We start from the raw sequence: 16,354 nt of genomic DNA on the forward strand, positions 1-16,354 counted from the left end.
ATGACGAATCTCGGGGTGAAGGCATGACACGGCGTCACTGGTGAGGTCGGGGGATTCGACGAATACTGGGCACAATGGACACCAGACCGATGCGCATCCTGCTGACGGCCAACCTGGCCGTGTTCCTCCTGGTGTGCGTGGCGTTCCTGCTGCACTACCTCGGCTTCGGCCTCTTCCCGGACGACGTGGCGGCGTGGTTCGAGAACAACGAGTGGCTGATGTGGACGGCCGTGGCCATCGCGGTCGCCAGTGCACTGGCGCTCCCCCTGATCAGCCCGAGGACGCGGCGGTGACCGAGCACCGACGGACCTACCGCTCGGCCGCTTGCGGCGACACGGCGCGGGGCAGGCTGCGGACGTTGAACATCGTCACGCAGGTCAGTGCGCTCGCGCCCGTGGGGACGCTCCTGGTCGTGATCGACGCCACGAACTGGTGGCAGGCCGCGGTCCTGGCCCTGGGCGTGCTGACGGCGCTGGTGGCCGTCGTGCGCTGGGCGGCGGACGACCTCGCTCGGGTGGCGGTCCCGTGCCTGGTCGTCAGCATGGCGGTGTGGGTGTTCGGGGTGCTGACGGAAGGCCACACCGCGTTCTACGGCATCTCCGTCGTCGCCTGTCTCATCGTGCCGGCACTGCCCCGCCACCGTGGGGCGGCGGCCGTCGGGATGACCGCGCTGGTCGCCGCGGTGGGCGCGACCAGGCTGTCGCTGTCCGACGACGTGCCCGGCGTCCTGGTCACGTACGTGCTCATCCCCACCGGCGTCATCGTGGTGACGATCGGGTTCATGTTCGCCAACCAGGCGTTCTACAGAGTGCTGGACGAGCTGGACGAGGCGCGGGAACGCGAGGCGGAGCTGGCGGTCGTCCAGGAACGGGCCCGCTTCGCCAGCGACCTGCACGACATCCAGGGCCACACCCTGCACGTGGTGAAGCTGAAGGTCGCGCTGGCCGAGCGGCTCGTGCGCACCGACGCCGACCGGGCGGCCGAGGAGCTCCGGGAGATCCACGCCCTGGTCGGGGACACGATCAAGCAGACCAAGGAGCTCGCCTACGCGCAGCGGCGGCTCAACCTGTCCGCGGAGCTGGAGAACGCGAAGAACCTGTTCGAGGCCGCGGGAATTCGCGTGCGGGTCGAGCGCGAGTCGGACGTCGACCCGCACGCCAACGAGCTGCTCGGCCAGGTGCTCCGGGAGACCACGACGAACATCCTGCGGCACGCCCAGGCCACGGAGGTGCTGATCACCCTGTCCCGGTCGGGCATCGCCATCGACAACGACGGCGCACCGGAAGCCCCGCTCGACGAGCTGCGCGGGTTGGCTACGCTCAGGGAACGGGTGGCGGGCGACGGAGGCGAGCTGACAGTGGAGCAGCAGGGCGGGCGTTTCCTGACCGCGGCGGCGTTCCCCGGTGGCCAATGGCGGGAGGACCCATGACGACGGTCGTACTCGCCGACGACGAGGCCCTGCTCCGCAAGGCGATGGCGTCGCTGCTCCCGCTCGAGGGCGAGATCACCGTGCTCGCCGAGGCATCGGACGGCGCGGAGGCCGTCGAGGCCACCCTGCGGCACCGGCCCGACGTGCTCGTCGTCGACCTGGAGATGCCCGGCGTGGACGGGCTCGGCGCCGTCGCGGAGATCCGCCGGACCCGGCCGGACCAGGTGATCCTGATGCTGACCAGGCACGCCCGGCCGGGGGTGCTCCGCAAGGCGCTGAAGCTCGGGGTGCAGGGGTTCGTGAGCAAGTCGGCGGAGCCGGCGCACATCGCCACGGTGATCGGAACCCTGCACGGGGGCAAGCGGTGGATCGACCCGGACGTGTCCGCGCTCGCCGTCGTGGACGACTGCCCGCTGACCGACCGCGAGGTCGACGTGCTCCGCGCGACCGGTGACGGCTACTCGGTGGCCGACATCGCCGGCCAGCTCCACCTCGCCGAGGGCACGGTGCGCAACTACCTGTCCAACGCCATGCAGAAGACCCAGACCAGGACCCGGCACGAAGCCGCCCGGTACGCCCGCGAACACGACTGGCTGTGAGGCATGCTGTGAGGCATGCCTACTGACGCCCACCCCGGCCTGGATCCCGCGGGTCCGAGGACCGCTGGCCCGATGTTCGCGGCGCTGTACGGGTCGTTGCGGCCGCACCCGGAGCGGGGTTCGCGGGACCCGTACGCCCTGTTCCACGACCGGTCGGTCGCCATGGGGTGGATCGACGGCCTGTGGGGTATGAACGACGCCGGGCTGGGTGATCCCGGGTCGTCGCTGGTCGCGTGGTTCCAGGTGGGGGCCGAGGCGGTGCCCGGGGATCGGCCGCTTCCGGTGCAGCCGTTCCTGCGCTGTGCGGGGGACGTGGTGGCGCGGATCGGGCGGCTGGGGTTGCGGGCGGTGCAGGTGCTGTTGCCGGTACAGGGCCTGGAACCGTCGCCGAGGACGCCGTCGATGTTCGCCGCCCGATGGTTCGATGACCGGGATCCCCGGTCGAGGACGCCGGTGCGGGTCACGCTGGACAGCGGGCGGGCCACGTCGGTGCCCGAGGCGGCCGGCGCGCTACGTGACCGGATCCGCCAGCTGCACCAGGACGTTTTCGTGTGTGAGTCCTCCGAGGTCGGTGGGCACGAGCCGCCGGCGCCGCCGTTCGACGACGGTTTCTGGAACGGGCCGCCCGGGCAGCGGGTGACGTTCGAGGGGACGCTCGCCGAGTGGTCGCCGGACGCTCTCGGCTGGCTGGGTGCGTTCCTCGGCGACCTGGCCGCGCAGCAGGGCGTCACCAGCCCGCTCCTGCTCACGGTGTCCACGATCGAGGGTGAGGAGCCCCTGTGACGGAATGGGTCCGGCGTTTCCACCCCTCGGACGACCCGCGCGCACGGTTGGTCTGCTTCCCGCACGCCGGGGGCTCGGCCAGCTACTTCTTCCCGGTGTCGCGGGCGCTGGCCCCGTCGGTGGAGGTGATCTGCCTGCAGTACCCCGGCCGCCAGGACCGCCGCACCGAGCCGTGCCTGGACGACGTGTCGGCCTTCGCCGACGCCGCCGCCTCGGCACTGGACCCGTGGCTGGACCTCCCGATCGTCCTGTTCGGCCACAGCCTGGGCGCGAGCATCGCGTACGAGACGGCCCGCCGCCTCCAGTCGTCCGGACGGGAGGTAGTCGCCCTGTTCGCCTCCGGCCGCCGCGGCCCCACCACCACCCGCCACGAACGCGTCCACCTACTCCCCGACGACGGCCTCCTCGCCGAACTACGCCGCATGTCCGGCACCGAAGCCACGCTCCTCGCCGACGACGAGCTGGTGCGGATGATCCTGCCCGCGCTCCGGGCCGACTACCGGGCCGCCGAGACGTACCACCACTCCCCCGGCGAAACCCTCCGCTGCCCGATCATCGCCCTCGTCGGCGACAACGACCCGAAGGTCACCGTCGACGAGGCCCGCGACTGGGCCGCCCACACCACCGGCCCGTTCACCCTCACCGTGTTCCCCGGCGGCCACTTCTTCCTCCAGGACCACCAACAGGAGATCGTCACCGCGCTCTCCGACCAGATCGCAGCCCTCGGCGCTCACCCGTCCGGATGACCGGGCTCCCACACGAGTTGCGTGGTCGGTACGGCGCTGCTTGTCGGCGTGATCGAGCGTGCGCGACTGGATCCTCGCACGGAGTTCTTCCTCGGTCTGACCGGAGTCAAGGCGGCCAAACTCGGTTACGCCATCTCCGCCCGCCACTGGGCAAGGGGTACGCCACCGACGCCGCCCGAACGATGGTCACCTTCGGGTTCGTCACGCTCGGTCTGCACCGCATCGTGCCGCTGTCGGCCCCGAGAACGCCGCCTCGATGGCGGTCGTCACCCGGCTCGGCTTCACGCTGTTGGACCACGAGTGAAAGCGTGGAGGCTCGGCGTCAGTACAGCAGTAGGGCTATCGGGGTCACGATGATCAGGGTGAGGACCACGCGCTGGAACCAGATCACGATCAGCTTGGGGACGGAGATCGGGATGTCGGTGGCGACGATGCACGGCACCAGCGCGGAGAAGAAGATGATCTGGGACACCGACACCACGCCGACAACGAACTTCACCGCGGCCGCTGACTCCACGACCAGCAATGCGGGGAGGAACATCTCGGCGATGCCGACCGCGGAGGCCTTGGCGGCCAGGAGTGGTTCGGGGAGTTGCAGGGCCCAGGTGAACGGGTAGAAGACGTACCCGAGCCAGTCGAACACCGGGGTGTAGGTCGCGAGCACCAGACCGAGTAGGCCGATGGACAGGATCGACGGGAGGATCGCCATCGTCATCAGGATGCCGTCGCGGAGGTTGCGGAGGATGTTCCTGCCCAGGGGTGGGGCTTCGGCGACGGCTTTGCGGGCTTCGCGCCACGCTTGGGGGAAGCGTTGGCCTCGGCTGACCTGCTCCGGTTGGGGCACGGCGCCTTCGAAGTAGCTGTCCTCGATCCTGGACAGGGGCCAGATCCGTACGGTGATCGCGGTGACGGCGAACGTCACCAACAACGAGGTCCAGAAGTAGGTGTTCCAGCTGCCCATCAGGTCCAGCGTCGTCGCTACGACCACCATGAAAGTGGCCGACACCGTCGAGAACCCGGTCGCGATGACGGCGGCCTCGCGGGCGGAGTACTTGCCCTCCTTGTAGACCCGGTTCGTGATCAGGAGACCCAGCGAGTAGCTGCCGACGAACGAGGCGACGGCGTCGATCGCGGAGCGGCCTGGGGTGCGCCATACCGGGCGCATCACGGGCTGTACCAGGGAACCGATGAACTCCAGTAGGCCGTAGCCGACCAGCAGCGCCAGGAACACCGCGCCGATCGGCACCAGCAGGCCGACCGGGATCACCAGACTGTTCAGCAGGAACGGGCCCATGTCCTCGGCGAACAGCCACGCCGGACCGACGTCGAACACGAGCATCACGCCCACGACCAGCCCGACCACCTTGAACACCGAGAACACCACGGTCACCGCCGACCGCCGCCAGGTGCCGGTGACGAACGGGTGCACCGCGCCGGCCAGGATGATCGCCAGCGCGAAGTACGGCAGCACGCCGGGCACCCACGACTCGATCGCGCTAACCGTGTGGTCGAGCAGGATGGAGCTCTCACCGTTCAGCTCGACCGGCACGAAGAACACGAACGCACCCACCAGGCTGTAGACGAAGAACGTCCACATGGGCACGTCACCGGTGACGTTCTCGCTGGTCCGGGCTTCGCCGTGCTGCTCTGTCGCCATCGGCACACCACCTCCGCCCGGGCAGCCTCGCACGCTCTTCCACCACGCGGAACACGACGTCCGGAGCGAATGTCTCGGATTCCAGACGCGGCGTGCGCTCGGCCTCTCCCCCGGGTTTCCGACCGCCGGGCATGGGTAGCGCTGCGGGAGGAACCCGACAAGGAGAGCTGACGATGACACCACCAACCGAGGACACCACCCAGCGCCCGAGCGTCGTCATCGCGTCGTACCCGCGCTACGCGGACGCGGAGCGGGCGGTGGACTTCCTGTCCGACAACGGCTTCCCCGTTCGGCATACGGCGATCGTCGGCCGGGGGCTGGAGTGGGTGGAGCAGGTCACGGGTCGGCTCACCGCGCTCACGGCGGCCGGGCGGGGGGCCGCGTCCGGGGCGGTCGCCGGTGCGCTGCTCGGCTGGCTGCTCGGCCTCTTCAACTGGATGGCGCCGGTGATCTCCGGGCTTCTGGTCGCCCTCTACGGCGCGGTCATCGGGGCGGTCATCGGCGCGATCGTGGGGTGGCTGTCCCATCTCGGCACGGGCGGGCGGCGGGACTTCAGTTCGGTGCCGAACCTGCGGGCCGAGTCCTACGACCTGCTGGTCGAAGCCGAGGTGTCCGACGACGCGGCGCGGGCGTTGCGCGACCATAGTCCGATTTGAGGCTTCGCCAGGCAGGCTGGCGAGTATCGGCGTCCAAGTCTCCAAAAGGAGTTCAATGACAGACTTGAAGGCATGAATGCCGAAGAGATGAAGCAGCACATCTGCGAGACGTTCGACGGGATCCGGGTGATGGAGAACGCCGGGGACATCTTCCTGATCTACGACCCGGAGGCCGACCTGCCCGACGAGCGCACGTTCCCGTTCGTGACGATCGTGACCGGGGACAACTACGACAGCGTGTCCGCGTTGGACGAGCCGGGCGCGTACCGGTTGAACATCGGGCTGACGAAGGGCACCTATACGTCGATGTTCGGTGCCGCTCCGACCGAGCGGGACGAGAACGGGATCCTGGTGACCGGGCACGACCACGCGGCGCGCGACCGGCTGACGCCGCATCCGATCTACGCGTCGCAATACTGGGTGGCCGTGGTGAACCCGGGGCCGGCGACCCGGGACGCCATTCCGCCGCTGCTGGCGGAGGCGCACGCGTTCGCCGCCCGCAAGTACGCCAACGCGCGTTCCCGGCTCACCTGAGTTCGGCGTCGAGGATCGCGAACAGCTCGTCCGCGGTCGAGGTCTCCAGGTCCGTCCCGGCCTGCGGGGCGCAGCGCGCGGCCAGCTCGCGTAGTCGGGTGGCGAGTTGGGCGCGGGCCTCGGCGGGGGCGGCGGCCACCGACTTCTCCAGGGCGGTCAGCTCGGTGTCGAGGCGGCGGGCCGGGTCGTCGGGGGCCAGTTCGGCGGCGAGGTGGTCGGCCACCGCGGCGGGGTTCGGGTGGTCGAACACCAGGGTCGCCGGCACGCGGTGGCCGGTCACGCCGGTGAGGCGGTTGCGGAGTTCCAAAGCGGTCAGGGAGTCGAAGCCCATCTCCAGGAAGCCCTGTTCGGCGGGGATCGCGTCGGGGCGGTCGTGGCCGAGCACCGCGGCGGCGTGGGTGCGCACCAGGTCGAGCAGCAGGTGGCGGCGTTCGGCGGGGGGCGCGGTGGTCAGGCGGGTGGTCAGAGCGGACTCGGTGGGCTCGGCGGCCTGGCGGGTGCGGTGGCGGACGAGGCCGCGGAAGACGGGGGCCAGGGTGTCGGCCTGGGCACGCAGTGCGGGGAGGTCCAGGCGGGCGGGCACCAGGTAGGGGTCCCGCGTGGACAGTGCGGTGTCCAGGAGGGACAGTGCGAGCGCCTCGGGCATCGGGGTCAGGCCGGAGCGGGACATCCGAGTCTGGTCGGTGGCGGTGAGGGTCGCGGTCATGTCGTCGCCGGTGGACCAGCGGCCCCAGGCCAGTGCGTGGGCGGGAAGGCCTCGGGCGTGGCGGTGCTGGGCCAGGGCGTCGAGGAACGCGTTGGCGGCGGCGTAGTTGGCCTGGCCGGCGGCGCCACCGATGCCGGCGATCGAGGAGAACAGGACGAACGCGTCGAGGCCGTGGTCGCGGGTCAGCTCGTGCAGGTGCCAGGCGGCGTCGACCTTGGCGCGCAGTACGGCGGCGGTGCGTTCCGGGGTGAGCGCGGTGAGCACGCCGTCGTCGAGGACGCCGGCGGTGTGCACGACGGCGGTGGGTCGGTGCCGGCTCAGCAGGTCGGCCAGGGCGGCGCGGTCGGCGACGTCGCAGGCCGCGACGGTGGCCCGGGCGCCCAGGGTGGCCAGTTCGGCGACGAGGTCGTCGGCGCCGGGGGCGGCGGGGCCGCGACGGCTGACCAGGAGCAGGTCCCGGACGCCGTGGGTGCCGGCGAGGTGGCGGGCGACCAGGCGGCCGAGGCCGCCGGTGCCGCCGGTGACCAGGACGGTTCCGGTGGTCGGCCAGGCCGGCTCACCGGTCGGCTGGTCGGCGCGGCGGAGCCTCGGCACCAGGAGCGCGCCGTCGCGGACGGCCAGCTCGGGTTCGCCGGTGGCGATGGCGCCGGCGAGGGTGTGCGGCGGGACCTCCTGGCCGGCGTCGACGAGGGTGAACCGGCCGGGGTTCTCGGCCTCGGCGGCGCGGACGAGGCCCCAGACGGCGGCTGCCGGGAGGTCGGTGACCTGGTCGTCTGGTCCGGTGGCGACGGCGCCGGAGGTGACGACGGCGAGCCGGGAGGTGGCGAACCGTTCGTCGGTGAGCCAGCGGCGGGTGGCGTCGAGGGCGCGTAGGACCGCGCGGTGGGTGGCCGTGCCGGGGTCCAGGCCCGGCTCGGCGTGACAGGTGAGGACGGCGACCTCGGGAGTCCCGTGTGGCAGGGTGTCGAACTCGGGGTAGGGGTCGGCGGCGGCCGGGGTGGGGCCGGGGCGCCAGTCCAGGGTGTAGAGGTCGTCAGTGCGGCCGGTGGTGGCGATCGGGCGGGCGATGAGGGACTCGACGGTGGCCACGGGTTCGCCTGCCTGGTCGGCGAGGGTCAGCGTGACGGCGTCGGTGCCGGCGGGTGCGATCCGCACCCGGGCGGCGGTGGCGCCGGTGGCGTGCGAGGTGACGCCGTGCCAGGCGAACGGGACCTCGACGGGGCCGTCGGTGTCGAGGCGGGCGTGCGTGGCGGCGTCGAGGAGCGCGGGGTGCAGGTGGAACGAGGACGGATCGTTGCCGGGAAGGGTGACCTCGGCGAACACCTCGTCGCCGCGGCGCCAGGCGGTTCGGGTTCCCTGGAAGGCGGGACCGTAGGCGAGACCGCGCTCGGCGAGCCGGTCGTACAGGTCGTCGAGGAGCAGTGGCTCGGCGCCGGGGGGTGGCCATTCGTCGAGCCGGGCGGGGGTCCGGTGGTCGCCGGTGGTGAGGGTGCCGGAGGCGTGCCGGGTCCAGGGCGCTTCGTCGTGGGGGCGGGCGTGGACGGTGAACCGGTCCTCGGTGACCACGACCTGGAGGTCGGCGCCGTGGTCGAGTGGCAGGGGCGCGTGCAGGGTCAGTTCCTCGACGCGGTCGTGGCCGGTCTCGTGGGCGGCGTGCAGGGCGAGTTCGACGAACCCGGTGCCGGGGAACAGGATCGTGCCGTCGACGGTGTGGTCGGCGAGCCAGGGTTGGGTGTCGGTGGACAGGCGTCCGGTGAGCACGACGGTGCCGGAGTCGGCCAGGGTGACGGTGGTGTCGAGCAGCGCGGTTCCGGTGCTGGTCCAGTACCGCTGGCGTTGGAACGGGTAGGTGGGCAGGTCGACGTGCCGGGTCGGTGCGCCGAGCAGGGCGGTCCAGTCGGGGCTGATGCCGGTGACGTGCAGCCGTCCGACCGCGGTGAGCAGGGCGCCGTCCTCTGGCTGGCTCGCGCGCTGGGTCGGGACACAGCCGGGCAGCACGGCGTCGGGACCGACCTCCAGGCAGGTGGCATCGTCGAGGGTGGCCATGGCGTCGGCGAACCGCACGGTCGCCCGAACCTGGTCCACCCAGTAGCCGGGATTCGCCACATCCGTGACACGACCGGTCACAGTGGACACCAGCGGCAGCCGGGGCGACTGGTAGGTCAGGGACTCCGCGACGGTGCGGAACTCGTCGAGCATCGGGTCCATCAACGGCGAGTGGAAGGCGTGCGACACCCGAAGGCGCGTGTGCCGACAACCCAACCGCTCCACCACCGCCAGCACCTCGGCCTCCACACCGGAAACCACCACCGAGCGCGGCCCGTTCACCGCCGCGATCGCCACCCCCTCGGTCAACAGCGGCAGCACATTGGCTTCGGCGGCATGCACCGCGACCATCGCGCCGCCCGCCGGTAGGGCCTGCATCAACCGGCCACGCGCCGACACCAACGCGCAGGCATCCGCCAACGAGAACACCCCGGCCACATGCGCGGCCGCGATCTCCCCGATCGAGTGCCCGACCACCGAGTCCGGGCGCACACCCCAGGACTCCAGCAGCCGGAACAACGCCACCTCGAACGCGAACAGCCCCGCCTGCGCGTGCTCGGTCCGGTTCAACACCTCCGGGTCGTCACCCGAGTACACCCCAGGAAGCTGAGCACACACCTCGTCGAACGCCGACGCGAACACGGGGAACACGGCGGCCAGTTCACGGCCCATCCCGATCCGCTGCGCGCCCTGACCGGTGAACACGAACGCCAACCGGCCATCCACAGCCGTACCGGTGATCCCGCCACCATCGGCCACCGCACGCAGACCCACGATCGCGTCGTCCCCATCGGCGGCCACCACGACAGCCCGGTGTTCCAACGACGACCGCGACACCGCAAGCGTTCGCGCCACCTCGACCAGCGGCTCCACATCATCAGCCAACCGGGACGCCAACTCCCGCAACGCCACCTCACTCCGCGCCGACAACACCAACGGCACCACCCGATCCGGCGACGGCTCCACCTCGACCGGCGCGACCTGCTCCAGGATGACGTGGGCGTTGGTGCCGCTGAGCCCGAAGGAGGACACGGCCGCGCGGCGCGGACCGGCGGCCCACTCCTGAGCCTCGGTCAACAGCCGCACATTCCCCGACGACCAGTCCACATGCGACGACGGCTCGTCCACGTGCAGGGTCCTCGGCAGGATCCCGGCGCGCATAGCCGACACCATCTTGATCACGCCGCCCACACCGGCGGCCGCCTGGGTGTGGCCGAGGTTCGACTTCAGCGACCCCAACCACAACGGCTCGTCCCGGTCCCGGCCATAGGTGGCCAGCACGGCCTGCGCCTCGATCGGGTCACCCAACGCCGTACCGGTGCCGTGCGCCTCCACCACGTCCACATCGGCGGATGACAGTCCCGCGTCCGCCAGGGCGGCACGGATCACCCGCTGCTGCGCCGGACCGTTCGGGGCGGACAGGCCGTTCGACGCGCCGTCGGAGTTGACCGCCGAGCCGGCGACGACCGCCAGCACCGGGTGCCCGTTGCGCCGCGCGTCCGAGAGCCGCTCCACCACGAGCATCCCGGCGCCCTCGGACCACGCCGTCCCGTCGGCGGCCTCCGCGAACGGCTTGCACCGCCCGTCCGGGGCCAGGCCGCGCTGCTCGCTGAACTCCACGAACATGCCGGGGGTCGCCATCACCGTCACCCCGCCCGCCACGGCCAGTGAGCACTCGCCCTGCCGCAGCGACCGCACCGCCAGGTGCAGCGCCACCAGCGACGACGAGCACGCCGTGTCCACCGACACCGCCGGCCCCGCCAGCCCCAGGTGGTAGGCCACCCGACCGGAGACGATGCTGCCGGCGCTCCCGCCCGGCCCGTAGTCGTGGTACATGACGCCGGTGAACACGCCGGTCTGGCTGCCGGCGAGCCCGGCGGGATCGATGCCGGCCCGCTCCAACGCCTCCCACGAGGTCTCCAGCAGCAGCCGCTGCTGCGGGTCCATGGCCCGCGCCTCCCGCGGGCTGATGCCGAAGAAGCCGGCGTCGAACTCCCCCGCGTCGTACAGGAAACCCCCGTGCCGCACGTAGCTGCGACCCGGCCGGCCCGGCTCCGGGTCGAACAGCGCGCCGGTGTCCCAGCCGCGATCGGTGGGGAACTCGCCGATCGCGTCCACGCCGTCGGCGACCAGCCGCCACAGGTCCTCCGGGGACGCCACGCCGCCCGGGTAGCGGCAGGCCATGCCGACGATCACGATCGGGTCGTCGTCGGGTAGCTCGGCCGCCGGGCGGGTGACCGTGGGTGCGGGGGCGGACAGTTCGCCGGCCAGGAGGTCGGCCACGGCGCGGCAGTTCGGGCGGTCGAACACCAGGGTCGCCGGCAGCCGCAGGCCGGTGACGCCGGACAGCTGGTTGCGCAGCTCCAGCGCGGCGAGCGAGTCGAAGCCCAGCTCGGCGAAGGCGCGGCCCGGCTCGACCGCGTCCGGGCCGGCGTGCCCGAGGACGGTGGCGACCTGGGTCCGCACGAGGTCGAGCAACGCGCGGTCGCGCTCGTCGGCGGGCAGGCCGGCCAGGTGCGCGAGCCCGGCCGGGGCGGACGTGCCGCGGGCCGGGCGGCGGACCAGGTCGCGGAGCACCGCCGGGATCGCGTCGGTCCTGGCGCGCAGTACCGGCAGGTCGAGGCGCACGGGCAGCAGGACGGGACGGTCGGTGGCGAGGGCGGCGTCGAACAGGGCCAGGCCGTCGGCGGTGGACAGGGCGGGCAGGCCGAGGCGGTCCATCCGGCGCAGGTCGGCGTCGGTGAGGTCGCCGCCCATGCCGGTGCGGTCGGCCCACAGGCCCCAGGCCAGCGAGACCGCGGGCAGGCCGTCGGCGCGGCGGCGTTCGGCGAGGCCGTCGAGGAACGCGTTCGCCGCCGCGTAGCCGCCCTGCCCGGCGCCGAGCAGCGTGCCGGCGGCGGAGGAGAACAGCACGAACGCGGCCAGGTCCCGGTCGCGGGTCAGCTCGTGCAGGTGCCAGGCGCCGTCGACCTTCGCCCGCAGCGTCCGGTCCATCCGCTCGACGGTGAGGGTGTCCGAGGTGCCGCCCTCGGCGACGCCGGCCGCGTGCACGACCGCGCGGACCGGGTGCGCGGCCAGCAGCGCGGCGACGCTGTCCCGGTCGGACACGTCACAGGCGACGATCGTGACGGTGGCGCCGAGCGCGGTCAGCTCGGCCCGCAGCTCGGCCGCTCCCGGGGCGTCCTGGCCGCGGCGGCTGGTGAGCAGCAGGTGCCGGACGCCGTGCGTGGTCACCAGGTGGCGGGCGAGCAGCGCGCCGAGCCCGCCGGTGCCACCGGTGACCAGGACCGGGCCGGCACCGAGATCCACAGTGGACTCGCCGGGGGTGACCCTGGCCAGCCGGGGCACCAGCAGGTCGCCGCCGCGCACGGCCAGCTCCGGCTCGTGCGGGGGCAGCGACGCCGGTACCTCGGCACCGGGGTCGAGGTCGAGCAGCACGAACCGGCCGGGGTTCTCCGCCTCCGTCGCCCGCACGAGCCCCCACACGGCGGCGGCGGCCGGGTTCGCCTGCGCGTTCCTGGTCACCACGACCAGGCGGAAGCCGGCCGGCCTGGCGCGCACGGCGTCGAGCACGGCACCGAGCAGCGCCCGCGCGGCGGCCGGCTGGTCGTCGACGTCGGGGTCGAGGACGAGCAGCGCCGACTCGGGCACCGGCTCGCGGGCCGCGTCGCCGGTGGGGATCCAGTCGACGCCGAACAGGGCGTCGTGGACCGTGCCGGCGGCGAGCTGGGTGGCCGACACCGGACGCGCGACCACCGAACGCACCTCGGCCACCGGCCGCCCGGCCTGGTCGGCGACGACCAGGGCGGTCTCCTCGTCGCCGCGCACGCGGGTGAGCCGGACCCGCACGGTGTCCGCGGCGCCGTGCCAGCGCAGGCCGTGCCACACGAACGGGAGCAGCGCGACGTCCTGGCCGTCGTCGGCGAGCAGGCCGACGTGCAGGGCGGCGTCCAGCAGCGCCGGGTGCAGCCCGAACCCGCCACCACGCGCCTGCTCGGGCAGCTCGACCTCGGCGAACAGCTCCTCGCCCCGGCGCCAGGCCGCGCGCAGGCCGCGGAACGCCGGGCCGTAGTCGTAGCCGCGCCCGGCCAGCCGGTCGTACGCGCCGGTGACGTCGAGCGGCACCGCGTCCGGCGGCGGCCACTGGGTCAGCGGTGTGCCGGGGGCGGTGTCGCGGGCGAGGGTGCCGCTCGCGTGGCAGGTCCAGGTGTCCGCGTCGGACCGCGAGAAGATCCGCACCGGGCGGCGGCCCGCCTCGTCCGCGCCCACGACCACCTGCACCGGCACGTCGCCGCGTGGGGGCAGTACGAGCGGGGCCAGCAGGGTCAGCTCCTCGACCGAGGCGCACCCGGCCTGCTCGGCGGCGCACCTGGCCAGCTCGACGTGCGCGGTACCGGGCACCAGGACCGCGCCGTGCACCGCGTGGTCGGCGAGCCACGGCTGCGCCTCGACCGAGAGCCGCCCGGTCAGCACCAGGCCGTCGGAGTCCGCGGCCGGCACGACGGCGCCGAGCAGCGGGTGGTCGAGGCCGGTCAGCCCGGCGGTGGCGACGGCGCGGTCCCGGCCGGTGTCCTGGGACAGCCAGAAGCGCCGGTGCTCGAACGGGTACGTCGGCAGCGGCACCAGGCGCGCGCCGCGGCCGGCGAACACGGCGGCCCAGTCGACGGCGACGCCGTGCGTGTGCAGGCGGGCGACGGCGGCGGTCAGCTCCCCGACCTCGTCGTGGCCGCGCCGGGCGGTCGGCACGAACACCGCGTCAAGCGTGGCGGCGCCCATCGCGGCGAGCACCGCGTCCGGGCCGACCTCGACGAACGTGTCCACGCCGGTGCCGGCGAGCGTGGTGACGGCGTCGGCGAACCGGACGGTGTCCCGCACCTGCCGCACCCAGTGCTCCGGGTCGACCTCGGCGCCGGTCACGGTGCCCGTCACGGTGGACACCAGCGGCAGGCGGGGCGGCGTGAACGTGAGCCCGGCGACGACCTCGCGGAACCGGGCCAGCATCGGGTCCATCAGCGCGGAGTGGAACGCGTGCGACACGCTGAGCCGGGTGGTCCGGTGGCCCTCGTCCGCACACCGCGCGGCGAGCGCGGCCACCTCGGAGTCCACTCCGGACACGACGACCGACGCCGGGCCGTTCACCGCGGCGAGGTCCAACCCGGCGGTGAGCAGCGGACGCACCCGGTCCGCCGGCGCGCCGACGGCCAGCATCGCGCCGCCGGCCGGCAGCTCCGACATCAGCCGGCCGCGGGCGGCGACCAGGGTGCAGGCGTCGGGCAGGGAGAGCACGCCGGCGACGTGCGCGGCGGTGACCTCGCCGATCGAGTGCCCGGCGACCACGTCCGGGCGCACGCCCCAGGACGCCAGCAGCCGGTGCAGTGCGACCTCGAACGCGAACAGCGCGGGCTGGGTGTAGGCGGTCTGGTCGAGCAGGGCCGCGTCGGCGGTGTCCGGTCCGGCCCACAGCACGGTGCGCAGCGGCCGGTCCAGGTGCGGGTCGAGCAGCGCGCACACCTCGTCCAGGGCGTCCGCGAACACCGGGAACGCGGCGGCCAGCTCCCGGCCCATGCCGGGCCGCTGGGCACCCTGACCGGTGAACAGGAACGCGGTGCGGCCGTCGCCCGCGGCGACCGCTCCCCCGCCCTCGGCCAGCAGGTCCAGGCCGCGGCGCAGCTCGGTGTGGTCGGCCGCGACGACGGCGGCGCGGTGGTCGAGGGCGGCGCGTCCGGTGGCGAGCGTGTAGCCGAGGTCCGGCAGGGTGGCGTCGTCGGCGCGGGACGCGAGCCGGGCGGCCAGCGCACGCAGGGCTGGCTCCGTGCGGGCGGAGAGCAGCACGGGCACCGGCCGGGGGTCCGGGGCCGGGGCGTCGGCGGGGTCGCCCTCCTCGACGATCACGTGCGCGTTGGTGCCGCTGATGCCGAACGAGGACACCGCGGCGCGGCGCGGGCGGTCGCCGCGTGGCCACGGCACCGGCTCGGTGAGCAGCTCGACCCGGCCGGCGGTCCAGTCGACCTGCCGGGACGGGGTGCCGGCGTGCAGGGTCCTGGGCAGCGTGTCGTGCCGCATCGCCTGGATCACCTTGATGATGCCGCCGACGCCGGCCGCGGCCTGGGTGTGGCCGATGTTGGACTTGAGCGAGCCGAGCCACAGCGGCTCGTCCCGGTCGCGGCCGTAGGTGGCGAGCAGGGCCTGCGCCTCGATCGGGTCGCCGAGGGTGGTGCCGGTGCCGTGCGCCTCGACCGCGTCGACGTCGCGTGTGGACAGTCCGGCGTCGGCGAGCGCCGCGCGGATCACCCGCTGCTGCGCGGTGCCGTTGGGGGCGGTGATCGCGCTGCTCGCGCCGTCGGAGTTGACCGCGCTGCCGCGGACCACGGCGAGTACGCGGTGGCCGTTGCGGCGGGCGTCGGAGAGCCGTTCGACGACGAGCACGCCGGCGCCCTCGCCCCAGCCGGTGCCGTCGGCGTCGTCGGAGAAGGACTTGCACCGCCCGTCGGCGGCGAGCCCCCGTTGGCGGCTGAACTCGACGAACGTCTCCGGGGTCGCCATCACGGTCACGCCGCCGGCCAGGGCGAGTGTGCACTCCCCCTTGCGCAGTGCCTGGATCGCCCAGTGCAGCGCGACCAGCGACGAGGAGCACGCCGTGTCCACGGTGACGGCCGGTCCCTCCAGGCCGAGGGTGTAGGCGACCCGGCCGGAGACCAGGCTGCCGTCGGCGCCGCCGGAGCCGTAGTCGTGGTACATCACGCCGGCGAACACGCCGGTGCGGCCCCCGCGCAGCGAGCGCGGGTCGACGCCCGCGTTCTCCAGCGCCGCCCAGGACACCTCGAGCAGGTGCCGCTGCTGCGGGTCCATCTCGGTCGCCTCGCGTGGGCTGATGCCGAAGAACTCCGCGTCGAACCCGGCGGCGTCGTACAGGAACCCGCCGGAGCGGGTGTAGCTGCGGCCGGGGACGCCCGGTTCGGGGTCGTACAGCCGCTCGACGTCCCAGCCGCGGTCGGTGGGGAACTCGCCGATCGCGTCGACGCCGTCGGCGACCAGGTCCCACAGCTGTTCGGGCGAGCCGACGCCGCCGGGGTACCGGCAGGCCATGCCGACGATCGCGACGGGCTCGGTGGTCCGCTCCTGCTGCTCGCGCAGCCGCTCGTTGTCCACCATGGACTCGCGCAGCGCGGCGACGATCTGTTCGACGGAGGCTTCCACG

9 protein-coding genes are annotated in these 16,354 nt (G+C 73.4%); 7 read left to right on the forward strand and 2 right to left on the reverse strand.

Translation table 11 applies throughout. The features are described 5' to 3' along the window. The first annotated feature begins 74 nt into the window (after nucleotides 1-74). From JT362_RS18615 to JT362_RS18635, 5 genes are read left to right on the forward strand one after another with little or no spacing between them, the layout of a single operon-like run. Entirely contained in the window at nucleotides 75-293 is a 219-nt protein-coding gene (locus JT362_RS18615) for a hypothetical protein (protein WP_260192572.1), read from the forward strand. Further along, on the forward strand, nucleotides 290-1,429 hold the full coding sequence (locus JT362_RS18620) for a sensor histidine kinase (protein ID WP_260192574.1): 1,140 nt from the start codon (nucleotides 290-292) through the stop codon (nucleotides 1,427-1,429). The genes JT362_RS18615 and JT362_RS18620 overlap by 4 nt, the downstream gene beginning before the upstream one ends. Then, complete coding sequence (locus JT362_RS18625) at nucleotides 1,426-2,028, forward strand: response regulator transcription factor (RefSeq protein WP_260192575.1); 603 nt, start codon at nucleotides 1,426-1,428, stop codon at nucleotides 2,026-2,028. The genes JT362_RS18620 and JT362_RS18625 overlap by 4 nt, the downstream gene beginning before the upstream one ends. 15 nt (nucleotides 2,029-2,043) lie before the next feature. After that, nucleotides 2,044-2,811, forward strand: a complete 768-nt coding sequence (locus JT362_RS18630) for a hypothetical protein (protein ID WP_260192576.1) — start codon at nucleotides 2,044-2,046, stop codon at nucleotides 2,809-2,811. After that, nucleotides 2,808-3,557 carry a thioesterase II family protein gene (locus JT362_RS18635; RefSeq protein ID WP_260192578.1) on the forward strand — a complete coding sequence of 250 codons (750 nt, stop codon included), beginning with the start codon at nucleotides 2,808-2,810 and terminating at the stop codon, nucleotides 3,555-3,557. Before JT362_RS18630 ends, JT362_RS18635 begins: the two co-directional genes overlap by 4 nt. 322 nt (nucleotides 3,558-3,879) lie before the next feature. Here the strand turns inward: JT362_RS18635 and JT362_RS18640 are convergent, their stop codons facing one another. Continuing rightward, nucleotides 3,880-5,214: a YjiH family protein gene (locus tag JT362_RS18640; protein ID WP_260192580.1), complete on the reverse strand. Its 1,335-nt coding sequence runs from the start codon at nucleotides 5,212-5,214 to the stop codon at nucleotides 3,880-3,882. Between the two features lie 173 nt (nucleotides 5,215-5,387). On the opposite strand from JT362_RS18640, the gene JT362_RS18645 reads away from it, so the two are divergent. Then, nucleotides 5,388-5,870: a YflT domain-containing protein gene (locus tag JT362_RS18645; protein WP_260192581.1), complete on the forward strand. Its 483-nt coding sequence runs from the start codon at nucleotides 5,388-5,390 to the stop codon at nucleotides 5,868-5,870. Nucleotides 5,871-5,942: 72 nt separating this feature from the next. After that, entirely contained in the window at nucleotides 5,943-6,404 is a 462-nt protein-coding gene (locus tag JT362_RS18650) for a DUF6194 family protein (protein ID WP_260192583.1), read from the forward strand. On the opposite strand, the gene JT362_RS18655 is transcribed toward JT362_RS18650, so the two are convergent. Next, nucleotides 6,397-16,353, reverse strand: a complete 9,957-nt coding sequence (locus JT362_RS18655; RefSeq protein ID WP_260192585.1) for a type I polyketide synthase — start codon at nucleotides 16,351-16,353, stop codon at nucleotides 6,397-6,399. The genes JT362_RS18650 and JT362_RS18655 overlap by 8 nt on opposite strands. Nucleotide 16,354 lies beyond the last annotated feature (1 nt).

The sequence above is a fragment of the Actinophytocola gossypii genome (genome assembly GCF_025165815.1).
Taxonomy (GTDB): Bacteria; Actinomycetota; Actinomycetes; order Mycobacteriales; family Pseudonocardiaceae; genus Actinophytocola; species Actinophytocola gossypii.